At 71.3% G+C, this 25,431-nt stretch carries 16 protein-coding genes and 1 pseudogene; 10 read left to right on the top strand and 7 right to left on the bottom strand.

Going from position 1 to position 25,431, the window contains the following annotated elements; all coding sequences use genetic code 11:
- The first annotated feature begins 73 nt into the window (after positions 1–73).
- The 7 genes from hrpA (at position 74) to WME89_RS39205 (ending at position 10,723) form a co-directional block, all read left to right on the top strand.
- Complete coding sequence (gene hrpA, locus WME89_RS39175) at positions 74–3,844, top strand: ATP-dependent RNA helicase HrpA (protein ID WP_438004695.1); 3,771 nt, start codon at positions 74–76, stop codon at positions 3,842–3,844.
- Between the two features lie 156 nt (positions 3,845–4,000).
- Positions 4,001–5,005: a hypothetical protein gene (locus WME89_RS39180; protein WP_438004696.1), complete on the top strand. Its 1,005-nt coding sequence runs from the start codon at positions 4,001–4,003 to the stop codon at positions 5,003–5,005.
- Positions 4,999–6,612 (top strand): protein kinase domain-containing protein, encoded by a 1,614-nt coding sequence (locus WME89_RS39185; protein WP_438004697.1) that lies wholly within the window; start codon positions 4,999–5,001, stop codon positions 6,610–6,612. The genes WME89_RS39180 and WME89_RS39185 overlap by 7 nt, the downstream gene beginning before the upstream one ends.
- Positions 6,613–6,851: 239 nt before the next feature.
- A complete protein-coding gene (locus tag WME89_RS39190) occupies positions 6,852–7,931 on the top strand; it encodes a hypothetical protein (protein WP_438004698.1) in 1,080 nt (359 codons plus the stop codon).
- Positions 7,932–8,791: 860 nt separating this feature from the next.
- On the top strand, positions 8,792–9,340 hold the full coding sequence (locus WME89_RS39195; protein WP_438004699.1) for a hypothetical protein: 549 nt from the start codon (positions 8,792–8,794) through the stop codon (positions 9,338–9,340).
- 355 nt (positions 9,341–9,695) lie between these two features.
- Entirely contained in the window at positions 9,696–9,965 is a 270-nt protein-coding gene (locus WME89_RS39200) for a hypothetical protein (RefSeq protein ID WP_438004700.1), read from the top strand.
- 413 nt (positions 9,966–10,378) lie between these two features.
- Complete coding sequence (locus WME89_RS39205; RefSeq protein WP_438004701.1) at positions 10,379–10,723, top strand: DUF4288 domain-containing protein; 345 nt, start codon at positions 10,379–10,381, stop codon at positions 10,721–10,723.
- Positions 10,724–11,378: 655 nt separating this feature from the next.
- Here WME89_RS39205 and WME89_RS39210 read toward each other — a convergent pair.
- The 6 genes and pseudogenes from WME89_RS39210 to WME89_RS39235 all read right to left on the bottom strand — a co-directional run bounded on the left by WME89_RS39210 (position 11,379) and on the right by WME89_RS39235 (position 16,230).
- On the bottom strand, positions 11,379–12,293 hold the full coding sequence (locus tag WME89_RS39210; protein ID WP_438004702.1) for a hypothetical protein: 915 nt from the start codon (positions 12,291–12,293) through the stop codon (positions 11,379–11,381).
- A gap of 10 nt (positions 12,294–12,303) precedes the next feature.
- The gene (locus WME89_RS39215) at positions 12,304–12,777 is read right to left on the bottom strand and encodes a YwqJ-related putative deaminase (RefSeq protein ID WP_438004703.1); all 474 of its coding nucleotides are present in this window, start codon (positions 12,775–12,777) and stop codon (positions 12,304–12,306) included.
- 78 nt (positions 12,778–12,855) lie between these two features.
- A pseudogene (locus tag WME89_RS39220) lies at positions 12,856–13,089 on the bottom strand (RHS repeat-associated core domain-containing protein); the annotation flags it as partial.
- Positions 13,090–13,546: 457 nt separating this feature from the next.
- On the bottom strand, positions 13,547–14,287 hold the full coding sequence (locus tag WME89_RS39225) for an enoyl-CoA hydratase/isomerase family protein (RefSeq protein ID WP_438004704.1): 741 nt from the start codon (positions 14,285–14,287) through the stop codon (positions 13,547–13,549).
- Between the two features lie 415 nt (positions 14,288–14,702).
- Positions 14,703–15,455 carry a hypothetical protein gene (locus WME89_RS39230; RefSeq protein WP_438004705.1) on the bottom strand — a complete coding sequence of 251 codons (753 nt, stop codon included), beginning with the start codon at positions 15,453–15,455 and terminating at the stop codon, positions 14,703–14,705.
- A 163-nt stretch (positions 15,456–15,618) separates the two neighbouring features.
- Positions 15,619–16,230 carry a Dps family protein gene (locus WME89_RS39235; protein WP_438004706.1) on the bottom strand — a complete coding sequence of 204 codons (612 nt, stop codon included), beginning with the start codon at positions 16,228–16,230 and terminating at the stop codon, positions 15,619–15,621.
- Between the two features lie 376 nt (positions 16,231–16,606).
- Between WME89_RS39235 and WME89_RS39240 the strand changes: the two genes are divergently transcribed.
- Together WME89_RS39240 and WME89_RS39245 are read left to right on the top strand one after the other, a co-directional pair.
- Positions 16,607–20,464 carry a serine/threonine-protein kinase gene (locus tag WME89_RS39240; RefSeq protein WP_438004707.1) on the top strand — a complete coding sequence of 1,286 codons (3,858 nt, stop codon included), beginning with the start codon at positions 16,607–16,609 and terminating at the stop codon, positions 20,462–20,464.
- Positions 20,465–20,635: 171 nt separating this feature from the next.
- Positions 20,636–22,066 carry a formylglycine-generating enzyme family protein gene (locus WME89_RS39245; RefSeq protein WP_438004708.1) on the top strand — a complete coding sequence of 477 codons (1,431 nt, stop codon included), beginning with the start codon at positions 20,636–20,638 and terminating at the stop codon, positions 22,064–22,066.
- Positions 22,067–22,283: 217 nt separating this feature from the next.
- Here WME89_RS39245 and WME89_RS39250 read toward each other — a convergent pair whose 3' ends face one another.
- Positions 22,284–23,618 carry a hypothetical protein gene (locus WME89_RS39250; protein WP_438004709.1) on the bottom strand — a complete coding sequence of 445 codons (1,335 nt, stop codon included), beginning with the start codon at positions 23,616–23,618 and terminating at the stop codon, positions 22,284–22,286.
- 445 nt (positions 23,619–24,063) lie between these two features.
- Between WME89_RS39250 and WME89_RS39255 the strand changes: the two genes are divergently transcribed.
- Positions 24,064–25,287, top strand: coding sequence for a hydroxymethylglutaryl-CoA synthase family protein (locus WME89_RS39255; RefSeq protein WP_438004710.1), 1,224 nt, complete (start codon positions 24,064–24,066; stop codon positions 25,285–25,287).
- Positions 25,288–25,431 lie beyond the last annotated feature (144 nt).

Below are 25,431 nucleotides of genomic sequence, written 5' to 3' on the forward strand. Positions count from 1 at the left end.
GCGGGCCACGCACCGGCGCGCGCACGGCTTCGAACGGCGCGCCGCGGCGGGAGGTGCTACCCCCTCGCGCACCGTGAGCACCCGCGTTCCGCAAGAACAATCCGCCCCGCCGCCCGCCCCCGGCGGCAGGACCTCGCCCCCGCCCGCGTCCGGGAGCCCGGTCCGCTTTCCCGAGGAGCTGCCCATCTCGGCGCGGGTGCTCGACATCGCCCGGGCCATCGAGGGGCACCAGGTGGTGATCGTCGCGGGCGAGACCGGCTCGGGCAAGACCACGCAGCTCCCCAAGATCTGCCTGGCCATGGGCCGCGGGCTCTCCGCCCGCATCGGCGTCACGCAGCCGCGCCGCATCGCCGCCACCAGCGTCGCCGCCCGCGTCGCCAAGGAGCTCGACGTCGAGCTGGGCAAGGAGGTGGGCTACAAGATCCGGTTCTCGGACAAGACGAGCCGGGCGACGTACGTCAAGTACATGACCGACGGCATCGTCCTCGCCGAAATCCAGGGCGATCCGCGGCTCTCGGACTACGACACGCTCATCATCGACGAGGCCCACGAGCGCAGCCTCAACATCGACTTCCTGCTCGGTTATCTCAAGCGCCTCTTGCCGAGGCGGCCAGACCTCCGCGTCATCGTCAGCTCCGCGACGCTCGAGACGGATCGATTCTCTTCCTACTTTGACGGGGCTCCCGTCATCGAGGTCTCCGGCCGCACGTATCCTGTCGAGGTCATCCACCGGACCCCGGAGAGCGGAGAGGCGGAGGTCGCCGACGCGGTCGCCAACACGGTCGAGGAGATCACCTCGATAGACCCGCGCGGCGATATCCTCGTCTTCCTCCCGGGCGAGCGGGAGATCCATGATACGATGGCTGAACTGGAGCGCCACGGCCTGCCGCACACGACGCTGCTGCCGCTCTACGGGCGGCTGCCCCAGGGCGACCAGCAGCGCGTCTTCCAGCCACTCCCCGGGCGGCGGATCGTGCTCGCCACCAACGTGGCGGAGACGTCGCTCACCATTCCAGGCATCGTGTACGTGGTCGACGCGGGGCTCGCCCGCGTCAACCGGTACAGCCCCCGCACGGGCGTCACCCAGCTCCAGATCGAGCCGATCTCGCGCGCGAGCGCCGACCAGCGCAAGGGGCGCGCGGGCCGCGTGCAGAGCGGGGTTTGCTTCCGGCTCTACGCCGAGCAGGACTACCAGGCGAGGCCCGCGTACACCGATCCGGAGATCCTGCGCGTCGGCCTCTCGGGCGTCATCCTGCAGATGAAGGCGCTCGGGCTCGGCGACATCGAGGACTTCCCGTTCCTCGACGCGCCGTCGAAGCGCGCCGTGGACGAGGGCTACCGGGTGCTCGAGGAGATCGGCGCGCTCGACGACGCGGGCGCGCTCACGGACATCGGCAGGAAGCTCGCGCGGCTGCCGCTCGATCCGCGGCTCGGCCGGATGGTCCTCGGCGGCGAGCAGGAGGGGGCGCTCGCCGAGGTGCTGATCATCGCCGCCGCGCTCGGGGTGCAGGACCCGCGCGAGCGGCCGCTCTCCGCGCAGAAGCAGGCCGACGACGCGCACCGGAGGTTCAAGGACGAGGGCTCGGACTTCGCGGGGCTCCTGAAGATCTGGGCCTTTTACCAGGAGGCGCAGGGCCGGCTGACCCAGAACCAGCTGAGGAAGACCTGCCGCGATCACTTCCTCTCATACCTGCGCATGCGCGAGTGGATCGACGTGCACCGGCAGCTCAGCCGCATCACGAAGGACATGGGGTTCTCGCCGAACACGACGCCCGCGAAGGGCGACGCCATCCACCGCGCGCTCCTGCCCGGCCTGCTCAGCCGTATCGGCATGTGGAACCAGGAGAACAAGGTCTATCTCGGCGCCCGGCAGACGCGCTTCCAGCTCCACCCCTCGTCCGGGCTCGCGAAGAAGCCGCCCGCGTGGATCATGGCCGCCGAGCTGGTCGAGACGTCTCAGCTCTTCGCCCGGATGGCGGCGGCCGTCGATCCCGCGTGGATCGAGGCCGTGGCCGGGCCGCTCTGCAAGCGCAGCTACGGCGACCCTCACTGGGCCGCGAAGCCGGCGGCGGTGATGGCCAAGGAGCAGGTGACGCTCTACGGGCTGCCGATCGCGCGCGACCGCAGGATCGATTTTGGACCGATCAGTCCAGAATCCGCGCGCCGGATCTTCCTCCTCCACGCCCTGGTCCGGCAGGAGTACGCGACGCGCGCGCCCTTCATGGACGCGAACCGCCAGCTCTTCGAGGAGGTCAGCCGGCTGCGCGACAAGGCGAGGCGGAGCGAGATGCTCGCGGACGAGCACGCGCTCGAGCTCTTCTTCGACCGGCGGGTGCCCGAGGGCGTCTACAGCGGCAAGACGTTCGAGGCGTGGCGGAAGGAGGCCGAGGCGAAGGACCCGCGGGTGCTCCACCTGTCGATCGCCGATGTCCTGCTCGACGAGGCCGCGGAGCTCTCGCCCGAGCGCTTCCCCGACGCGCTCGAGCTCTACGGGGCTACCGTGCCGCTCTCGTACCGCTTCGACCCGGGCGAGGACGACGACGGCATCGCCCTCGCCCTGCCGCTCGTGCTCCTGCCGCAGGCCGACCCGGACGAGCTCGAGTGGATGATCCCCGGGTGGCACGCCGAGAAGACCGCGCTGCTGCTCGAGTCGCTGCCGAAGGCGCTGCGCAAGGCGCTCGTGCCGCTCCGCGAGGTGGCCCGGGAGATCGCGGCGGATCTGCGGCCGTTCCAGGGCCCGATGCGGGCGGCGCTCGCGCGCGCGGTCGAGGACCGCACCGGCGAGCGCGTGCCGCCCGACGCGTTCCGGCCCGACGAGCTCCCGCCGTACCTGCGCTTCTACTTCCGCGTGATCGGCGAGGATGGCCGGGTGATCGGCGAGGGGCGCGACCTCAGGGAGCTCAAGGACCGCCTGTCCGGCCGGGCGCGCGACGCCTGGGCGAAGGTGGGCAAGGCGGGCCTGGAGCGGGACGGGCTCACGTCGTTCAGCCTGGAGTCGCTGCCGGAGCGCGTGCAGGTCGACGCCGGGGGGCAGAAGGTGTTCGGCTACCCGGCGCTGATCGACGGGGAGGCGTCGGTGTCGGTGCGCGTGCTCGCGTCGCGCGCCGCGGCCGCCGAGGCGACGCGCGCCGGGCTGCGGCGGCTCTTCGTGCTGCAGCTCGGGTGCAAGATGAGCCAGATCGAGCAGCCGCTGCGCAGCGCCGTGTCCGTGAGCGGGCTCGGGGCCAAGGTGGCGCCGGGCGAGCCCGGCCTGGCCCGGCAGATCGCGCTGCGCGCGCTCGACGAGACGTTCCAGCTCGGCGATCTCGCCGCGTTGCCGAGGACCCGGGCCGCGTTCCAGGCGCGCCTGGACAGCGGCCGGCGGTCGCTGCCGGGCGTGCTGGGCAAGGTCGCGGGGCTGGCGCGGGACATCGGCGTCGAGCTCGATCGCGTGCAGGCGATGCTCCGGTCGATGACGGGAAAGCCGGGCGCGTCGCGGCCGGCGCTCGACGACGCGCGCACGCAGGTCGAGCTCCTGCTGCCCGTGGGGCTCTTCTCGCGCGCCCCGCTCGACCGGCTCGCGCACCTGCCCCGCTACCTGCGCGCCGTCCAGATCCGGCTCGAGCGGCTGCCGAACGGGCCGCAGAAGGACCAGGCCAAGGCAGCGCAGGTGCTGCCGTTCTGGCAGGACTACCTCAAGCACCAGCAGGGGCTCCGCGACAAAGGGGTTCCCGCGGAAGAGCTGGAGTCGTTCCGCTGGCTGATAGAGGAGCTCAGGGTGTCGCTCTTCGCGCCCGAGCTGAAGGCGGCTGTCCCGGTGTCGACGCAGCGGCTGTCGGAGCAGTGGAAGCGGATGATGGGGTAACGCGGCCAGCGCGACGAGCGATGAGGCGCCGCCGATCGCATTCCCATTCGACACACAGGCTTCTCACGCCTCCGTCTCTTTTCTTGTTTCTCTGTCTCTCCAGAGAAGCGCCGGCAGGTTCCCCTTCGCCCGACCCGACCTGATATGTAGCTCGTCATGAGCATGAAGGCCTCGCGAGCCCTCTCTCGAGCGTTGATCCTCGCCGCATCGGTCTTCGTGACCACCGCCGGTCGCGCCGAAACGGGAGCGAGCGACGCCCAGCGTCGACTCGAGCGCTCGGCCGACCGGGCCGTCGCGGAAGGTCAGCTCGCGAAGGCGCGGGACATCTGGCTTCAGCTCTGGCAGCTGGAGCCGTCGGAGAAGGCGGCCTGCAATGTCGGGCAGCTCGCGTTCCGCGTCGCGGACATGCCCAGAGCGGCGGAGTTTCTCGCCCTGTGCCTCGAGAAGACGCCGGCCCCGGGGGGCGGCGAGGCGCGCGAGCGGTACGCGAGCCGGGCGCTGGACCTGGCGCGAGCAAGGCAGGAGGTCGGCGCGCTGACCTTCGCCGTGCCGCAGGGCGCGCAGCTCTCGATCGACGATCGCCCCGTCGGTCGCGCGCCGCTCGGCCGCGAGGTGTTCGTCGCCCCCGGGTCGCACCGCGTCCGGGCGGCGCTCGGCACGGCGGCGAAGGAGACGGCCGTCGAGGCGCGCGCCGGGGAGGCGCGCCTGGTCGTCATCGACCTCGCGGCGCCAGCGCCGGCGCCGGTCGCCGACCAGCGCCGGCAGGCGACGCCGCGCGCGCCGGCGCCGCCGCGCCTGCTGGCGCCGGCGGGGCAGGCGGATGAAGGACCGGCGGCGGGGCTCATCCTTGTGGGGGGCGTGGCGACCGCCGGCTGCTTCACGCTCGGCGCGATCTTCCTCACGGAGTCGCGCGGACACGAGCGGAGGTTCGACGACCTGATCGCGCGCAACCACGGCGGTTACCGGATCGCCGGCGCGGAGCTGCAGCGCGCGCAGAGCGCCTACAGCGCCATGGAGCGCGCCGACGAGCGCGCGGCTGTCGCGCTGGTCGCCGGCGCGCTCCTCGGCGCGGGGACGCTGGTCTATGCCCTCTTTCCAAGGAGCCGCGGCCCCAGGCTGACCGCCACCGGCCCGGGGCTCGGCCTGGAGCTGACGTGGTAGACGGCGCCGGGCTCGGGTACCGGATCGTCGCGCAGCTCGCGGGCCGCGGCGGAGCGGACGTCTATGCCGCCGTGGATCGCGCGGGGAGGAGCGCGCTGCTTCACGTGAGCGAGCGGGTGCCCGAGGGGTTCCTCGACACGCTGGAGCGGCTCCGCGCGGTGAGCCTGCTCCTCGACGAGGTCCCGCGGGTGCTCGACGGAGGCCTCGGCGGCTCGTTCTGCTGGGCGGCCATCGAGCGGCGCGATGGCCCGTCGCTGCGCGCGCTCATCGAGGACCGATCGAGGGATCTCGGGCCGTCATGGGCGCTCTCGCAGGTCGCCGAGTTCGCCGAGGTCCTGAGGACCGCGCACGCTTCGGGGATCTTGCACGGGGACCTCTGCCCGGAGGCGTTCGTCCTGTTCGGCGACGGCTCGTTCCAGCTCGCCGGGCTGGGCATCGCGCAGCTCTTCGGCCTCGACGCGGCGGCCATGGCGCACCGGGCGCCCGAGCAGCTCTCTACGCCCGCGATCCTCGACGAGCGGACCGACGTGTACGCGCTGGGCCTGGTCCTCTACGAGCTCCTCGGGCGACGCCGGCCGTTCGCCGGAGGTCCGCCGGAGGAGCTCGCCTGCCGCGTCGCGTGCGAGGTGCCCCCGGCGATCGAGACGATCGTGCCGCTGGCGCCGTCGGTCGCGGGGGTCGTGAGGAGGGCGATCGAGAAGGACCCCGACGTCCGGTACCGGGACATGGCGGAGCTCATCGGGGCGCTCCACGCGGCGATCGAGGGCTGGTGTCGCTGGCAAGCCGAGCTGGAGCGGGGGATGGAGCCGGGCGCAGGCTCCGGGGTGCGCGGCCCGATGCCGGCCGCGGATGGAGCGCGCTCCAGGCATCCGGCGCCGCTGTCGACGCCGTCCGGACCGCCGACGCTGCCCTCCGGCGTGACGAGCAGGTCGCCCGGGGTCTCGGAGGACGGCGAGGGGCAGCACACGCCGCCGCCCGTCGACTCGGCCGACCGTGAGGAGCAGCACGCGCCTCGTCTCGGCACCTCGACTGACCTGGAGGAGCAGCACGCGCCCCGTCCTGGGACCTCGGCCGTGCTGCCCGAGGTACCTCCGCTCCTCGTGCCTGAGCCGCCGCTCGCGGCGCCGCAGCCGGCACCGACGCCCGCGCCGCCGGCATCTCCGGTCGCATTGCGGGAGCTGGCAGCGCCGTCTCTCGCGCGGGCTGAGGCCGCGCCGACCGCGCCCGGACCTCGCCGCGGCCGGCGGCGGATCGCCTGCGCGGCAGGCGCGCTGGTCCTCGCTGTGGCAGCGGCGCTCGTCGCCTGGTCCCAGCTCATCTTGCCCCGAACAGCGCACGTCCCGGCCGTCGCCCGGCTTCCGCACCCTCGCGCGCTGATCTTGAGCCCCGCGGCCCCTCCGTCGGAGCGCCGCCCGGCGACGTCTGTCCCCCGTGCTCCCCCGCCGCGCACCGCGCCCGTGCCGCCACGCGCCCGCCCGGAAACGACAGGCCGAGTACCAGCGTCAGGTCGGCCCTTCGAGGAGGACGAGCCGCAGCCCCCCTGCGGCGCCGACTGGTACACCTGCGGAGCCCAATGGCCAGGCGCGCGCTCCTCCACATTCCATTAACGCACTTGGATTTTCCATCTACCCCGGCACTTTCTGCCGAACGCTGTGACCAGGTGCGTGTTCACCACTTTCCAGTGAAGCACCGCGATTTTCCAGCTTATTCCGGCCCTTTCTGTCGATTTCTTACGCGCGTCCTCAACTCCAGTCCTGTATAGGAGGGGCTGCACATGGGCAGTCCGCGCGCCTCCGCTGGCTCTTTCGCTGGCGAGCGACGGTGGATGTCCGGAGGTGCTGCTCCTATGAGACTATTTCTTCGTGGCGTGGTGCTCGCCACGCCGGCCATCGCGATCGCTGCGGGGCTCGTCGCCTCCTGCTCGGGAGATGCGCCGTGGCTCGGCGGTTATTGCGATACCGACGCCGATTGCCACACCGGGTACCAGGACGTCCCCGGCGCGGTCTGCACGGGCAGCCGGTGCGTGTGTGTCGATCCGGATACCCACATCTGTTGCCTTCCCAGCGAGTCGAGCAATCCGGATTGCCCCCTCGCGTGCAGGCCCTGCCCGGAGTGCGCGCCGGGCACCGAGGGGTGCGCACCCGATGGCGGCGTCGACGCGGGCTGCCGGAGCGACGCCGAGTGCCCAGGACCGCCGAGTTCGGCGTGCGGCGCCGGGCGCTGCGTCGAGGGAGCGTGCGATGTGGAGATCCACCCCGGACCGATCGCCTCGCAGCGAAAGGGAGATTGCCGGCGGGTGGAGTGTACGACCGCGGGCGAGCTCGTCGAGATCGACGACCCGTCGGACGTCTATGACGACGGGGAACAGTGTACGTACGATAGCTGCGGTGCCAGCGGGCCGATCAATATGCTCGTGCTCGCCGGCGTGGTGTGCCCGGACACCCGCGAAGGCATATGTCATGGAGGGACTTGTGTCGCGTGCTACGCGGCCGATCCGACGATGAACAACTGCCCCAGCGGCATGGCGTGCGACGACGTGCTGTGCGTACCAGCGCACTGCACAAACGATGCTGTCGATGCCGCGCTCGGGGAGGCCGCGAGGGATTGCGGCGGTCCGTGCCGGCCCTGCATCATCGGCGAGGCCTGCCGGTCGAGCGCCGATTGCAAGAGCAGCGTCTGCGACGGGGATCGCTGCGCGCCGGCGACGTGCGACGATGGCGTACGGAACGGGGACGAGACGGGGATCGACTGCGGGGGACCGCCCTGTCCACCCTGCCCTGCGGGGCGAGGCTGCAGGACGGGCGCGAGCTGCGAGAGCGGCGTCTGCTGGGCGGGCATGTGCCGGGAGGCCTCGTGCACCGACGGCGTGATGAACCAGGGCGAGAACGGCGTGGATTGCGGCGGCAGTTGCGCGCCGTGCAGGTAGCACAGCGGACGAAGCGTTGTGCGCCATCGTGAAGGCGGCCTGGCCGAGCGCTGCCCCGCTCGGCCAGGCGGTCCAGCTCGGCCAATCGATGCTCGCGAAGACGCGCTCCCTCTCCGTCGCCTGGACCTCCGGCCGGCGCCCTCGATCAGCCGCGCGGATCGGGAGCGCTGTCGCGCTGCTCCTCACAAACGAGCGAGCCGGCCGTCTTCGAGCAACACCCAGAGGGCTGAGGGCGCTTATGCTTCGCATCGGTGAGCTGATCGATCCCCGTGCCTCGAAGCCGCATCCCACGTTTCGGTAAGTCCCTGCCACGCCCGCTCGCGGTAGCCTTGCCTACATCCGGCTGCTCAGCAATTCACCCTTGCTGAAATTTATCAGGTCACACGCAGGGCATACAAACAGCAGGAAATACGGCTCTCGCCGTGTCTTCTCGGTTGAGGCGCCGGGAATCGACCCCGGAGCTGAATCTACGGGGCGGATGCGCGAGAGATACGGCAGATGCCGCGTCGGAGGCGTCGGAGCGGTGTCGGAGGCCATCGAGGGCTCAGTTCCTCTCGTATACCCGAGTGCCCTCTCGTGGCGCCCCGTGCCCCGGAGTCGGGGCACACGCAGGTCACACGATGGCGAACGAGCCCAGCCGATGCCCGTAACGGGGCGGAGAGCCGTCGAGATCCGCTTCGGACGTAGCGAGCCAGCGGGTGAACGGGACGGTGCCGAACTCGCTGACGCACGCCTTGACGATCCACGTTGCCTGTCGCGCACCGGCCCTCGTATGCAAGGACCGTTCGGACGTAATGTGGTCCAGGTCACCTGTTGACGCCGCCTTCCGGTAGGAGAAGCATCCGGGATCGGGGGAGGGCATGAGGCACGGTCTGAAGGCAAAGACGCGCGTGCTCGTGCTATGCGGCTGTGCCTGTGCGCTCGTCAGTAGTGTTCCGGCGCCGGCACACGCACTCGAGTTCAGCGGCGGCGTCAGCGTGGGCGGGATCCAGGTCGGGATCGAGCCCAGGCTCGCCGTGAGCCCCTTCGCCGGGTGGCTCTGGCGCAGCGAGGGAGACTTCAGGCTCGAAGCCCACAACATGCTCAGCATCGTTCCTGGCGCTGGTGTCGGGATCTACGACCGAGCGGCCGTCACTCTTGGGTACGCCACGAAGACAACGACCGTCAGCCTCGGGCCGTCCCTTGCGATCTACTCAATGCCGGTGTGTGGTGCCGTAATCTGTGACCGCGTGGTGGGGGTCGCACCAGGCGGCCGCGCCCAGTCCGATTGGTACTTCGCCGGGCCCTTGGGCGTGTCCACCAGCGTCCATGTGGACTGGGCTGGTGGCAGTAGTCGCGTTCTTCCTGGAAGTCTGGTCGTGATGGTGACCACTGGACCCGTTTGGAGAATTGAGGTAAACCCGAGATGAGCAAGCTGTTTGTTGTTATAAGCCTCGGCCTCGTGGCGTGCAATTACGATGTTGGAGAGTGCTATCTCCGCGGTGAGGGGGACGAAGGCGCCGGCGGTAGCATCATCACCCCGACAGGAGGGGATGGGGCCTTCGGACATGTGCCGGCAAGGCCGCAAAACGCGCCGGTGGGAAGCGGATCCTATGAGGCGATGGCAGGGTGCACCCCCGACTGCCTAGAGGCGTGCAAGGAAAAGTGCGACCAAGCATGGGAACGATGCTGGGACAATTGCTCCAAAGGAGACAGGAACTGTCGGAGCCAATGCACCGAGGAACTTGGGCGATGCCTCAAAGAGTGTGACAAAAGGTGTAAGTGATGCTGGATCTAGTTTTCAAGGTGACCGGAGAGGGCGGCGAGTCGCGTGACATCCTGGTTCGCATCCACGAGCCAACCCGAAACACACCGGAGGGAAAGTGGCCGTGGGTTATCCCTGTGGAGGTTGACGGGCGCAGCTACAACGTACCCGGGGAGGATCCTCTAGATGCGATCGAGAGCGGAGCTCGTCACGCCGCGATCCTGTTGCGCGAGCTCCATGGCGATGCGCTCGATCCGCCCCTCGAGCCGCGAATGAAGGAGGGCCAATAATCGACTCACGGATGCGCCAAGCCTGCCCATCGCTGGGACCGAGGCGTACTCAGCATCAGCTCCCTGGGTGCTGCTCGAAGACGGTCGGCTCGCTCGGCTGTGAGGACCAGCCTGTGGCAGGGAGGCCGGCCTGCGCCGCGTTGCCCGGGGAGCACGGGGTGAGGCCTCCGGCCCGCGGCAGCGCGGGAGCACGTCTCGGGAGCACCGACTTTATCGAGCTGGGCCGCTGGCTCTGTCGGGCCGCATGGGCGCCCGCAGACCAGGAATTCCAAATATTCCCGGCAGTGGCCTCCATGCATTTGTCTGGCTATGCGATCATAAGTAGATCCGTCGAGCGGGATACGTGATCCCGCCGATCTACCTGCCCCCTCAGCGTCATCTGGCCGAGCCATAGAGCCAAGCAAGTTACATCTATGCATTCCAGCTTGAAACCACCTCTCTACGTTGCGATCCTACTCTACGAGTCATGGTCGTTGGACCCATCCTACACACCCCTGTTCGAAGAGTGTTTCGTCCTCCTCCGCGCCGACAATGACGAGCAGGCACGTGTGCGCGCCGAGCAACACAGCCGCGCGCATGAGACGTGCTTCAACAATGCCGCAGGCCAGGAGATCCACTGGAAGCTGAAGCACGTTGTAGATGTGAGCCGTGTTCTGTCGGAGACTCTCGACGACGGCGCGGAGCTCTACTCACGACACTTCAAGGATTACGGCGCATATCACGCGTTTGAGCCGCTGCTCGGCAGTGGCCTTGACTGACAGACGATGAGGAGGGGAGCCCCGCCTCTCGGAGTCCATGGCGCCCGGAGGTGCCGCAGGCGCCAGATCGAGGCGCGCGTCGGTGAGCTCGGCGCCGCCGCCATCCACCGCGGCGGGGGACGATCACCCGCCGAGCGGCGCGGCCAGGGCTTGCTTGGCGAAGAGGAGCGCGTCGATCAGGGCCGCCCGCTCGGCGGGCGGCGGCGGCGCGGCGCTCCGCTCCCACGCCTTCTTTCGGTGGCTCGCCTTGACGAAGCGGAACGCCGCGACGGGGCGATCGCACGCCGAGCGAGCAAGCGGCGCGCTTCCTCGAGCGGATCGGCGGAGAGCGCGTCGCCGACGCCCATCTCGAGGACCTCCGCGGGGGAATGGAGGTCCGCCCCGAAGACGAGCCTCCGGAACGCTCGGCTGGGACAGGCGGCGCGCACGATCTTGAAGGCGGCCCCTCAGATCCCCACACCGGCGGCAGTATCCATGATTCCAGCGCGGGGATTGTTTCATCCAGCGGGGCGAAGTTGCCCAGGCCACATCCACCAAGACGATCCATGGCAGACGCTGCGGGGGTAGCGGGGGACGGGGGGGCTCGCGACGGGACGGGCTTGGGGGGCGCGGAACCGTGACTGTTTCCGCTCGGCCGCCGCGAGCCGAGGTGGGGTCACGGCGCTCCTGACGGGATCCGCAGGGTCGCATTCCCGTCCTCGTAGGTGGTCCAGCTGAGCAGCCGTCCTTCGGCGGTGGTCTGGTACTGCTCGATCCGCCGCGAGCCGCGCGCGCCGATGAGCCAGACGGTACCATTGTGGTGGTCGTCTTCATCGCCGTAATGAAAACGGATGGCATCGGGGGCGGCGCTCCACGAGCCCGTAGGAGGGATGCTCGACTCCTCATCGGCGGACAGACGAACCACCGTCGCCCCCACGCGGTGGACGCTCACGCGGGGCGATCCGACAACGTGGGCAGCCGACGCCAGGATCGCCGCGACGTGCTCGAGCGAGGGGGCGAGCACGAGGTCCGCGCGCGCCTCGTACACCTCCGGCTGCCCGTAGTGGCGCAGGAGCACGCCGCCCGAAGCGAAGTAGGCCTGATACGCGTCGGTCGCTTCGGAGACGACGGTGAGACCGAGCGACGCCGCGAGGGCGTCGCCCGTCGCGGGGCGGACCTTGACCCGGTATGCGCGATGCGCTTCCGCGGCCGAGAGCAACGCGCGCTGCTCGATGTATTTCTCGATCGAGGCGCTCTTGACGTTGGGCTGGGTGATCACCTCCCCCGCCTCGTTCATGAACAGGCCGCAGACCCCCTCGCTGCCGATCGGCACCATCGTGCCGTCGAGGTCGAGCGGGTCATTCTCGTCGCGCATCGGCTCGTCATAGTAGATCCCGAGGGTGTCCTCGCCCCACGACAGCCCGCCGTAGAGGTGCTCGAAGTCGATGGCCGCAGCGAACAGCGGTCGATGGCAATCGGCCAGTCGGCGGGCGACGCTCTCGCGATCGCGTTCGCTGTCGTCGCGCTCCGCGGAGAGGAGGAGCTGCTGAGCGCGAGGGGAAAACAGGTGCAGGGGCAGGGGAGGTCGCATAGGCCGTCTGTCAGCGGAACACGGGCACGTTCTGGATTGTGAACACCTGGGCGATATTGGGCATGGCCTGCGCGACGGCCTGCGGCGTCATGACCCGGTTCGACAATCCCATGTTGTTCAGGGTCGGGCCGCAGAAGTCGCACGGTGCCTTGTAGCTGCCCGAGGTCGGGCCGCCCTTGTTCATGGGTACGACGGCGACGACCCCCTGTTGGATCCGGTTCAACATGGTGGCGTCGCCGGGGTTCGGCTGCTTCGCGAGCCAGTTGCGATAATCGGTGAGCGCCGCCGGCTCCGCGCATTTTCCTCGCTGATCAGGGCTCGCCGTGGAGCCCTGAGGCAGCTGGTTCGCGTTGGGAATGTGATCCGAGATGTCCGGGTGAACGTTCTGTGGGCTACCACCAGAGTTGCGCCGCCACGCGTACAAGTTACTTCCGTTGGCGTCCTGCCCCACGAGCCGCTCCGGAGGCCCGTTGTTGGTTACCATGACACACTGGCAGGGAACAAGGCCGTGCGGGTCCGTCATCGTGTTAGGATCTCGCACATAACGGTACAAGTTGTGTCCGCCGCGCAGCGAGATGGGGTCGTGCGACAGGTACCGGCCCGTGTCTGGATCGTAATAGCGAAAGTGATTATAGTGGAGGCCCGTCTCCTCGTCCTCGTACTGACCCGCGAAGCGAACGGCTTGTGCGTACCTTGGAACCAGGAGCGGGCACCGTCCTGCCCAGCCCGGATCGCGAGAGCTCGCCCACGACGGCGCCGCCAGCGTCCACGAGGTGCGTCGGCGCTCCGTTCGGATCGTTCACGTAGTGCACCCACTCGCCGGCGGCCGCGCCGCGGGCGTCCCAGCGCACATCGCGATGAGCGAGCACGACGGGGCCATCTCCCGCTACCCAGTACCTCCGATCGTCGACGACGGGGTTGCCCAGATCGTCGGCCGAGCGCTTGATTTCCTGTATGACCGCCGCGCCATCCCACAGGAACCTGGTGCTCGAGCGCCGGAATGATCTCAACGGGGGCTGCAGAAGACAAGGATCTCAGGCGACCACCGGACGGAGCGGGCCTCGGCGGCCTCCGTGCCAACATGCAGGAGCCCCTTCGCCGCTCCTTTTTTCACCGCTCCCCGTGGCGTCCGCAGTTCGGCCATGGCGTCGACAGGCATCATCGCGGCGAAAGGTGGAGAAGTCCGGCTATCCCTGGCCGGACCTCTAGCGGGCGGAACAAGGCGCCGCCGCCGTCCACCGTGGCGGGGAGGTTCACCCGCCGAGCGGCGCGGCCAGGGCTTGCCTGGCGGAGAGGAGCGCGTCGATCAGGGCCTCCCGCTCGGCGGGCGGCGGCGGCGCGGCGATCCGCTCCCACGCCTCCTTTCGGTGGCTCGCCTTGACGAAGCGAAACGCCGCGGCCGGGCGGTCGCACGCCTTCGCGAGCAAGCGGCGCGCGTCCTCGAGCGGATCGGCGGAGAGCGCGTCGCCGACGCCCATCTCGAAGACCTCCGCGGGGGAATGGAGGTCCGCCCCGAAGACGAGCCTCCGGAACGCTCGGCTGGGACAGGCGGCGCGCACGATCTCGAAGGCGACGCCCGGAAAGGGGATACCCACGGCGAGCTCGGTGAGCCCGAGCTTGTGGTCGCCGGCGCCGAGGGCGATGAAGTCGGCGCACAGCGCGAGCACGAGGCCGCCCGCGATCGCGTGGCCGTGCACGGCGGCGGCGAAGGGCTTCGCGAAGCGGAACGCGGCGCCGAAGGCGGCGTCGAAATCGTCGAGGAAGCCCGCGAGCCCCGCGCGATCGAGCGACGCGACCTCGCGCAGATCGAGCCCCGCCGAAAGGCACTTGCCGGTGCCGCGGACGAGGACGCCGCGCACGGCGTCGTCCTCCGCGAGCCGCCGGAAGACGTCGGTCATCTCGCGGAGCACCGCCTGGTTCATGGCGTTGACCTTGGGTCGGTTCAGCGTGACCTCGGCGATGCCGTCCCTCGTGAGCACCTCGATGAATTGCATGGCGAGAGCATCGCGCACGGGCCGATCGCGGCGCAAGCTCGCGCGTCCGGCGGCGAACGAGCTGCGCGGTGGGGTGCGGGAGGAGGAGTAGCGCGAACGGCGGCGGCACCTGCCCGCCGACGAAGCTCACCAGCACGGCGCATCTTCCTTCCGTGGGCTTGCACACGTGATCACGATGAGAAGGCGTACTGGAACGTTCCGCTGCACGCCGGCCACGGTCCCCCACCGCCCGCTGCACGCCGGCCACGGTCCCCCCACCGCCCGCTGCACGCCGGCCACGGTCCCCCCACCGCCCGCTGCACGCCGGCCACGGTCCCCCCACCGCCCGCTGCACGACGCCGGCGGTCCCCCCACCGCCCGCTGCACGCCGGCCACGGTCCCCCACCGCCCGCTGCACGACGCCGAGCGCTGCCGCTCAGCCTCCCCCCGGCGCCACGTCGTTCCGGCGCTCCGCACGCAGCCGCCGCGCGACGACCACGTGGCCGAAGAGAGCCGCCATCACCATCACCGCGGGCAACCAGACGAACGGCGGGTAGCAAACCCAGGTGTTCACGTGGCCCGGTTCATCGCCGAACGCGCGGATCATCGGGGATGACAGCAGCGCCACCGCCGCGACCACGAAGAGCAGGGCGCTGCCGAGCGCGTTCCACCCCGCGACGACCCAGCGCGGGACCCGGCTCAAGGCGAGGAGCGGCGCGAGCACGAGCGCGCTCGCGCCGGTCAGGATGTCGAGGTTGTGCCCGGAATAGGACATCTCCGCGGGCATGACCCCCTCGAGGGCCGCCCGGTGCATGAGCAGCTCGAGCGGGAAGCGGAACGCCTGCGCGCCCACGAGCGCCGCGAGCGGCAGGCCGAGCGCGAAGCGCCGCCCGACCGGAGAGAGCCCGAGACCGAGCCCTCCGCAGAGCACGCTCGCGAACACCAGCGCCATCGGCGGCGGCCGCAGATCGAAGTGCGCGAGCACCCCGCTCGCCGCGAGCGCCCATGTCGCGCCCATCCACAGGACGACCCCCGCCGCCGCCATCGCGGCCGCGCGCGCGGACCGCGCCGCCCCCACGGCGGCGCTCCCGCGCGCGAACCCCCACACGAACAGGGCCGCGACGAGCAGCGCCAGCGCAGCAAAGCCGAGCTCGAGCGGCGCCGACGCGGCGGGGGGCGGATACGTCATGGCCCGCTTGTACACGAGCGACCCGCGCAGGAACAACCTCTGTCCTGGACCTCCGCGTCACACGTCGATGGACCTCGATGAGGAGAGCGCTACTGCTCTTCTGGATTTCGCTCTCCTCGCCCACCCCGCCTGTCAGGGCGATAACGTCCCTCCCGTCTCCCGCTTACCGCGCCCGGACGAGCGGTGTGTCGACGAGGTGCTCGGACATGAACCACACCTGCATCTCGTTGACGCGCACGATCTGACTGATGAGCAGGTCGTTCGTCCCGTCGTCGCCGCCCTCGGCCGCCTTGCCGGCCGCCTCGCGCGCCTCGATCAGGATCTGCTCGTGCGCCTCGAGCAGCCGCGAGATCTGCACCGGCACCTCCTCGCGCCCCCGCGGCGGCCGCTCGATCTTCGACATCTCCGCGACGTCGTGCGGCATCGCGATCGCGATCCCGCCGAGCGTCTGCACCCGCTCGGCCAGGTCGTCGACGAGCTTGGCCTGCTCTTCATAGTGCTTGTCGAGCAAGAGGTGCAGCGAGTAGAAGGTCGCCCCCGACACCTGCCAGTGGTGCTTCTTGTACATGTCGCGCAGCACCATCGTGTCGCTCAAGATCTGGTTGAGCGCCTTGACGCTCGCCGCGCGCACGTCGTCGCCCAGGCCGAGCGGATAGCGGGCCAGCGCCCCGTAGGGCTGAATCTCCTCCCCGCGCTGCCGCAAGATCGGTTGAGCCTCGGGCCCCGGCCGGCCGTCTCCGGTCGTCTGCTCACGAAACTGAGTCATGGTCGCCATGGTCGCCCCTCCCGTTACCAGGCCTTCTTCGCGTTCGAGTCGCCCGTTGGCAACCCCACCCGGAGCGCGTCGAACGCGCCTGTGCGCCGCCGGTCGCGCCGGCTCCTCTGCCGCGCTGGCTGCTCTGTCGCGGCACCCACCCGTCGCGCTGGCTCCTCTCGCGCTGCCTCGCCCGCCGCGCCCGCCGCGCGACAGTTTGTTTCGCGAAGTTTTCCGGCGCCCGCCGCGCGCGCTCTCGCGGCGCCGCCCCGCCCGGTTTTCCACAAGGCGTACGCCGTCTTGCGCGCCGCGCGCGCCGAATGAGCACTGGACTCAGAGCTCGGCTCGCTGGCACGCTGGTAGCCGGTGAGGACCGTCCTCGGGTCCTCGGCGAGCGATGCAGGCAGGAGACATCATAGACGGCCGGTTCTGCATCGAGCACCTGGCCGCCTCGGGCGGCATGGGGGCCGTCTACAGGGCCCACGATCGAGAGACCGGCGAGGCCGTGGCCATCAAGCTGCTCACCAACGAGGGCGCGCAGCACCTCGGCCGCTTCGCGCGCGAGGCGCAGGCGCTCGCGGCCGCCCGCGTGCCGGGCGTCGTACGGTACGTCGCGCACGGCACGACCGCGTGGGAACAGCCGTACATCGCCATGGAGTGGCTCGAGGGCGAGACGCTCTCCGAGCGGCTCACGCACAAGGGGCTCACCCTCGAGGAGACCGTGGAGCTCGGCCTGCGCGTCGCGAGGACGCTCGGCGCCATCCACGCGCTGGGGCTCGTCCACCGCGACCTGAAGCCGAGCAACCTGCTGATCGAGGAAGGCTCGCTCGAGCGGGTCAGCCTCATCGACTTCGGGCTCGCCCGCGCCGTCACCGACGAGCCGCTCACGGCCGCGGGCCTCGTCCTCGGCACGCCCGGGTACATGGCCCCCGAGCAGGCGCGCGGTGAGCTCAGCGTCGACGCCCGCGCGGACGTGTTCGCGCTCGGGTGCATCCTCTACCGGTGCCTGACCGGCCGCGCCGCCTTCCAGGGGAACGGCGGGCTCGCCGTCCTGATGAAGGTCCTCCTCGAAGACCCGCCCCGCGTGCGCGAGCTCAGGCCCGGCACCCCCGCCGCGCTCGACCGCCTCGTCGCCCGCATGCTCGCGAAATCGCCGTCGGACCGGCCCGCCGACGGCGGCGCCGTCGCGGACGAGCTCGCGCAGATCGGCGCGCCCGAGAGCAACCTGGGCGGGCCCCGCACCTTCCCGCCGCGGGCGGTGGAGCTCACGACCGGCGAGCGCCGCGTGATGTGCCTCGTGGTCACCCACGAGCGCCCCGCCGAGGGCGACGCCGCGGAGGAGCCGCGCCGGGCGCAGCTCTGGCAGCTCCACGACGTGGCCGAGCAGTACCGCGGCGAGCTCGAGCTCCTCGAGGGCCGCTCGCCGATCATCGTGCTGTCGGGCGCCGGCACGCCGACCGACCTCGCGGCGCGGGCCGCCCGGTGCGCGCTCGCCCTCAAGGAGCTGCTCGGCGGCGCGCCCGTCGCCCTCGCCACCGGCCGCGCGGAGCTGGCGGCGCGCGTGCCCGTCGGCGAGCTGATCGACCGCGCCTTCCAGATGCTCGCGGCCGACGACGACCGCTTCCCCCTCGCCGGCGTCCGCATCGACGAGGTGACCGCGGGCCTCATCGGCGCCCGGTTCGACGTCACCGAGGACGCCGCCGGGCGCGTCCTGCACGGGGCGCGCGACGAGCGCACCGCGCAGCTGCTCGGCAGGCCGACCACGTACGTCGGCCGCGAGCGCGAGCTCGCGATGCTCGAGGCGGAGGTCGAGCGCTGCATCGACGAGGGCGCCGCCGGCGCGGTGCTCGTGACCGCCGAGGCAGGCATGGGCAAGTCGCGCCTGCGCCAGGAGCTCATCCGCAAGCTCCGCGAGCGCGGCGACAGGATCGAGGTCTGGATCGGGCAAGGCGACCCCATGGGCGCGGGCGCCGCCTTCGGCCTGCTCGCGAGCGCGCTCCGCCACGCCCTCGGCATCGTCGAGGGCGAGCCGCTGGAGGCGCGGCAGCGCAAGGTCCGGAGCCGCGTCGAGCAGCACCAAGGGCTCGACGTCCCCCGCGTCGCCGCCTTCCTCGGCGAGCTCGTGGGCGCGCCGTTCCCCGACGAGAACGACGTGCAGCTCCGGCTCGCGCGGCGCGACGCGGTGCTGATGGGCGACCAGCTCCGCCTCGCCTGGGAGGACTTCCTCGGCGCGGCGTGCGGCGCGGGGCCCGTGCTGCTCGTGCTCGAGGACCTGCAGTGGGGGGACCTCCCCACCGTCACGATGGTGGAGGGCGCGCTGCGCCTGCTCCGGGACACGCCGCTGCTCGTCCTGGCGCTCGGGCGGCCCGACGTGCACCGGGTCTTCCCGAAGCTCTGGGACGGCCGCCTCGTGCACGAGCTCCACCTGACGCCGCTGCCGCGCCGCGCGAGCGAGCGGCTCGTGCGCGAGGCGCTGGGCGCGCACGCGCGGCACGACCTCGTGGCGCGGCTCGTGGAGCGCGCGGACGGCAACGCGTTCTTCCTCGAGGAGCAGATCCGCGCCGTCGCGGAGGGCAAGAGCGAGGGCCAGCCGGAGACGGTGGTGGCGATGGTGCAGGCGCGGCTGGAGACGCTCGACGCGGAGGCGCGGCGGCTCCTGCGGGCGGCGAGCATCTTCGGCGAGACGTTCCGGGCGAGCGCGGTCGCGGCGCTGCTCGGGAGCATCGACATCGCGCCGCTGCTCTCGGAGCTCCTCCGGCGCGAGGTGATCGTGCGGCGCGGCGAGGGGCGGCGGCGCGACCACGCCGAGTACTGCTTCCGCCACGCGCTCGTGCGCGAGGCCGCGTACGGCATGCTGACCGCGCGCGACCTCCGCATCGGCCACGCGCTCGCGGGCAGCTTCCTCGAGGCGGCCGGCGAGGGCGACCCGATGGTCCTCGCCGAGCACTTCGAGCGCGGCGAGGAGACGGCGAAGGCCGCGGAGTGGTACCTGCGCGCGGCCGACAAGGCCCTGCACGGCAACGACCTCGCCGCGGCGATCGCCTGCGCCGAGCGCGGCATCGCCTGCGCCCCGGACCCGGACACCGTGGGCGCGCTCCGCCTGGTCGAGGCCGAGGCGCTGCTCTGGCGCGGGGAGCCCGCGCTCGCGGAGCAGCGCGGGGTCGAGGCGACGCGGCACCTCGCGCCGGGCTCGGTGGCGTGGTTCTCGGCGTTCACCCAGCTCGCCGGGGCGGGGCACAAGCAGGGCCATTACGAGCGCGTCGAGCGCTGGATGATGGCGGTCCTCGGCACCGAGCCGCTCGCGGGCGCGCTCATCGCGCGGAACGCCTGCCTGCTCGAGGGGGCGATCGTGCTGCTGCTCGGCGGCCGCTACGCGTGCGTCGACGCGCTGATCGACGCGGTCGAGCAGGCGACGGAGGACGCGTCGGCCGCCGACCTCATGACCGAGGCGAAGCTGCTCTACCTGCACGGGCTGCTCCGGCAGCACAACGGCGATCCGAGCGCCTGCATCGCGAGCATGAGCGCGGCGCTCGCCGCGTTCGAGGACGTCGGCGATCGCCGCGAGGCGTGCAGGGCGCGGCTCAACATGGGGCTCTGCTACGTCCAGTTCGGGTACTTCGACGCCGCGGCCGAGGTGCTCCGCGCCGGGCTGGAGGAGGCGGAGAGGATGGCGCTCGACGACAGGGTCCCGAACGCCCTCCAGAACCTCGGCCTCGCGCTCGCGCACTCGGGCGAGGTCGACGAGGCCAGGGCGGCCCTGCGGAGCTCGATCGAGGCGCTGCAGCGCCGCGGCGACCGGCGCCGGGAGTGCGAGAGCCGGCTCCAGCTCGCGCGGGTCCTGTTGCTCGCGGGCGAGCCGGCGCTCGCCGAGGAGGAGTCGCGGGCGGCCGAGGCGCTCGCGAGGGCGGTGCCGGAGCGGCTGCCCGCGGCCATGGCGGCCCGCGCGCGCGCCCTGCTCGAGCTCGGGCGCGCCGGCGAGGCGCTCGCGGCGACGACGGAGGCGCTGTCGCTGCTCGAGTCGGACCGCGACGAGGAGGAGGGCTTCCTCGTGCGCCTGGTCCACGCCGAGGCGCTGTGGGCGTCAGGCCAGCTGGCCGAGGCGAGGGGCGCCATCGCCCTGGCCCGCAACGGGCTGCTCGTCCGGGCCGGGAGGATCAGCGACCCGGCCTGGCGCGAGCGCTTCCTGCGCGACGTGCCCGACAACGCGCGGATCCTCTCGCTCGCCCACGGCTGGCTCGACGAGGGCGAGCTCTGAAGCGCCGGGCCGTTGCAGGGACAGGCCGCCAGGCGCCAAGGGGAGAGCACATTCCATGACGCTTTCGGCTCCTCGGCGGGTGAATCCGTTTTGTCGCGCTGTACAGGCGATGTCGCAAGTAAGCTGAGCGCCTCCATCTGACCTTGTGATTGAGCACAGGGAGGAAGCGTCATGATGCGGTCGTCCGTTGTTCTGGTTCCCCTCGTAGCCCTCGCCGTGGCTGCCTCGTGCAGCAGCGAAGAGAAGCGCCCGCCTCCCACGGCGGGAAGCCTGACCACGAGCAGCGCCACGACGGGCGGAGGCGACGGCGGCGGCACCGGCGGGCAGGGCGGCGGAAGCGGCGGGCAGGGCGGCACCGGCGGAAGCGGCGGGCAGGGCGGCGGCACCGGCGGGCAGGGCGGCGACGGCGGACAGGGCGGCGGCACCGGCGGACAGGGCGGCGACGGCGGGAGCGGCGGGAGCGGCGGGAGCGGCGGAGCGAGCTGTTCCAACGGCATGAAGGACAGCAACGAGAGCGACCTCGATTGCGGTGGCCGCTGCGCTCCCTGCCACGTGGGCCAGGCGTGCGCGGTCGGCTCGGACTGCGAGTCGCGGAGCTGCGTGGGTGGCAGGTGCCTGGAGCCGAGCTGCAGCGACCGCGTGAAGAACGGCGACGAGACCGACATCGATTGCGGTGCGCTCTGCGCCGGCTGCGAGCCCGGGGACGGGTGCGCCAGGTCGACCGACTGCCGCGAGCTCGTCTGCGCCGAGCAGGTCTGCCTCGGGTCGAGCTGCCGTGACGGCGTGAAGAACGGACACGAGACCGACATCGACTGCGGCGGAGCGGATTGCAGCACCCGGTGCCCCGCGGGACAGCGGTGCACGACCAGCACCGACTGCGCGACGTCGATCTGCAACCCCACGAGCCACACCTGCGCGTGCCCCGCGTGGATGGTGATCTCGCCCGTGGCGGGCGGCGGCAGCTACTGCATCGATCAATACGAGGTGACGAAGCAGGAGTATGACCTGTTCATGCAGGCGAACCCGGTGCTCGCCGGCCTGCCGGCCGCTTGCGCAGGGAACATCTACCGGCCCTCGAACGGGTGGCCCTACACCGAGGGGAGAGTGCCCGTCAATTACGTCGACTGGTGCGATGCGTACGCGTACTGCACCTATGTGGACAAGCACCTCTGCGGCAGGATCGGCGGCGGAGAGAGCTCGCCCGCCGACGCGGCCAACGCCTCGCGGAGCGAGTGGTTCAACGCGTGCTCCGGCCAGGGCACGAACGAGTACCCGTACGGCCACACCTACGAGGCGAAGTGCAATGTCGACGACCCGGACGGCGAGTTCGCCAGAAAGCCGGTGCCTCCCAACCCGCCCCCGCCGGTCCCGGCCTGCGAAGGCGGCGTGACGGGCCTCTACCAGATGAGCGGCAACGCCGCCGAGTGGGAGAACTCCTGCGACGCGGAAGGCCGCTGCCTGGTCCGTGGCGGCTCACGGGCGTCCGAGCGGGACGCGGGGGAAGCGGCGACGGAGTTCACGGACGTCAGGTGCGATGCGGTCGAGTCCGCGCCGCGGCTCGACAACACCGATCCGAACATCGGCTTCCGCTGCTGCCTCTGAGCGGCTGTGCCTGGCTCCGCGCTTCAGGAGCGGCCGACGTCGTCCCTGGAGCGCCGAGCCAGGGTGGCAGCCGCGGCGCCAGGGCGGCCGCTCCAGCGGCTGCGCTGGCGTGCTTGCGTGCCCTCAGGGCCGCCGGCGGGGTCGCCGGCGAGGCCGTCGACGCGCCCGGCGAGATCGCCGGCCGGGCGGCGGAAGCGCGCCCGGCCGGCCGGGGAGCTCACTTCGCCGCTTCGGGATCGCAGCCGTAGAGGACGTCGACCGCCGCCCCGGCGTCGGCCTGGACCGCCTGGCACGCGTCGGGACAGAGCGTGATCGTGTCGTTCGCGATGTAGAAGGAGCCCGCGGCGCACGCCTGCGCGCTCGCCACCTGGTCGAACGATTGCGGCTCGCTGCCGTCGCCGGGCGTGTACTGGACGACCACGGTCGACAGATCGATGACCTCCCCCGGCGGCGAGTCCGGCACCGCGAAGTCGCACGCGACCACCGCGCCGGTGATGACGCCCTCGGCGATCGCCTGGAACACCACGTCGTAGGAGCTCGTCTCGCAGAGCGGGAACCTGAGGCCGCCGGTCCGCTTGCTGAGCGCCTGGTAGCCCGTGCCGGGCGCGACGGCGGTGCCGCACGTCCCCTCGACCACGTCGCCGTCGGGCCCGTAAGCGTCCGTGGCCGGCGTGTTCTCCTGGAGCCCGACGATGCTGTGAAACACGTAGTTGGGCGCCGTCGCGTCGCCGAAGACCACCGGGTCCAGGTCGAACAGCAGACCTTCGAAATCCGCGACGACATCGTCCAGCTCTTGCCTGGTGTCGTCGATATAGATGTTGCGCTCGAGGTGCGTCGACTGGCAGCCCACGTGGTCGTCGGTGATCACGGTGATCACCTTGAGCGAGTCCTCGCGCACCCACTCCGACCACCCGTTCGGCGCGAGGCCGTACTGGTCGGGCTGGACGGCGTTGTAGCTGCCGAGGAGGACGCAGAGCGCGTCGTTGCTCCTGATCTCGTGGCTGTAATGGTAGAAGACAGGCGGGTTGTTCCCCGGCTGCTCCGGGACGGCCGGGGCGCAGCTCGCCGAGCTCAGCGGGGCGCCGATGCAGATCGAGTCGTCGACCTGCGCGGTGCCGTGCGCGGAGATCATGATGACACGGTAGTCGATGCCGCTCTCGCCGATGATCGAGGCGAAGCTCTCGTTGATGTTGTTCTGTACGCTGATGATCTCGTTCGCCATGCTGGACGAGTTGTCGATCACGAAGATGATGTCGACCGGCCGCTTCGTGAGCGTGGCCTCGGCGACCGTGGCGACACACGCCGTGTCGGGCGTGACCGGCGGCGCGCCTCCCATGTTGCCGGTGGAGCCGGAGCCGATCCCGTCCTCGCCGCCCTCGCCCCCTTCACCGCCCTCGCCGCCGCCGGCGGTACCCGCGCCGCCCTCGTCGCCGCCACCGACGCTGCTGTCTCCGGCCGCCGAGCTTGCGTCGCCTTCGGCTCCGGAGCTGCAGGAGCACCCCGCCGCGCCGGTCATCACCAGGACACCCAACCCAAGAAGCGGAACCAACATGGTAGACCGGGAGAGCTTCACATGAACCTCGAGCGCTAGGGCGCAAGAACGCGCCATATACTAGATTGCACAATTGAAACGAGATGTGGTGACGAATTTGACCCGAACGCGATTTTTCCTGGTGACTGTCCTGGTGACGGTTACATGACATGTGTCCTGTAAGGGTGGTTGTGCGTGGCGGGGTGCGGGCTGGGCGCGCGGGCGCGGCGGCTCAGCGCACGCCGAGCGACGCACCAGCGCGGGCCAGGTGCGGCGCACCAGCGCGGGCCAGGCGCGGCGCCCCAGCGCAGGCCGGGCGCCGCGAATCAGCGCAGGCCGGGCGCCGCGAATCAGCGCAGGCCGGGCGCGCGCCCCGGGGGCTGGACGGCCGGCGAGCCGGCGGGCTCCTCCGAGCTTCCGCGAGGGCTCGATGGTCTCTGCACAATGCGCCCCTACGATGCAGGGGATGAGCGTACGTCCTGACTTTCCCCCCATCGGCATCGATGCGATCGCCCTCAGCGTCCCCCGCCGCTTCGTCGAGCTCAGCGAGCTCGCCGAGGCCCGGGGCGTCGCGCCGTCCAAGTACCTGACCGGCCTGGGCACCCGCCGGATGGCGATCGCGGCGCCCGACGAGGATCCGATCACCCTCGCGGCCAACGCGGCCCGCCGCCTCTTCCAGCGCTCGGGCGCGAGCCCGGCGGACATCGGGCTCTGCGTCGTGGGCACCGAGACCGCCGTGGACCACTCGAAGCCGGCGGCCTCGTTCCTTCACGGCCTGCTCGGGTTGCCCAGCGCGTGCCGGGTCTTCGAGGCCAAGCACGCCTGCTTCGGGGGCACGGCGGGCCTGCTCAACGCGGTGGACTGGATCGCCTCGGGCTCGGCCCGGGGCCGCGCGGCCCTCGTCGTCTGCTCCGACGTGGCGCGCTACGCGCTCGGCTCCGCGGGCGAGCCGACCCAGGGCGCCGGCGCCGTGGCGCTGCTCGTGCGCGAGCGCCCGCGCCTCGTCGAGATCGAGGTCGGCCGGACCGGCACCTACGCGCGCGACGTCTACGACTTCTGGCGGCCGCTCCACCACAAGGAGGCGCTCGTCGACGGCCACTTCTCGGTGCAGTGCTACCTGGACGCCCTCGCCGGCGCTTACGACGAGTGGCGCCGCCTGGGCGGCGACGGCGAGCCGCTCGCGCGCACCTGCTACCACGTCCCCTACGGCAAGATGGCCCGCAAGGCCCACCGGCACCGGCGGGTGATGGACGGCCTGACCGAGCAGGCCGCGGACGAGAGCTTCGCCGTCGAGGTGGAGCCCTCGCTCGACCTGCCGGCGCGCATCGGCAACATCTACACGGGCTCGCTCTACCTCGCGCTCGCTTCCCTGCTCAACACCGAGGCCCGCGCCCTCGAGGGGAAGCGCGTCGGGCTGTTCAGCTACGGATCGGGCTGCTGCGCCGAGTTCTTCGCGGCCAGGGTCGGTCCGGAGGCCGGGGCGCTCGTGGCCCAGCTCCAGATCGACGCCGCGCTCGACGCGTGCCAGCACGCCTCGGTCGAGGAGTACGAGGCGCTGCGCCGGGGCGACGAGGCCGCCGACCGGCGGCCGGCGCCGGAGGACGCGGAGCGCGGAGGCCCCAGCCTGGACCGCCGCGTCGTGTACCTGGGGCTCGACTCGAGCGAGCGGCGCATTTACGCGAACGCTTGAGCGCTCGACGCGTGAGCGCTCGACGCATGAGCGCTCAACGCATGAGCGCTCGACGCATGAGCGCTCAACGCATGAGCGCTCGACTCGCGTCGCCCTCGGCACACGCCGCCGAATTCCCGTGCTGAGGTCCCGCGCGCGACCGCG

The sequence above is a fragment of the Sorangium sp. So ce321 genome, assembly GCF_051530195.1.
GTDB lineage: Bacteria > Myxococcota_A > Polyangia > Polyangiales > Polyangiaceae > Sorangium.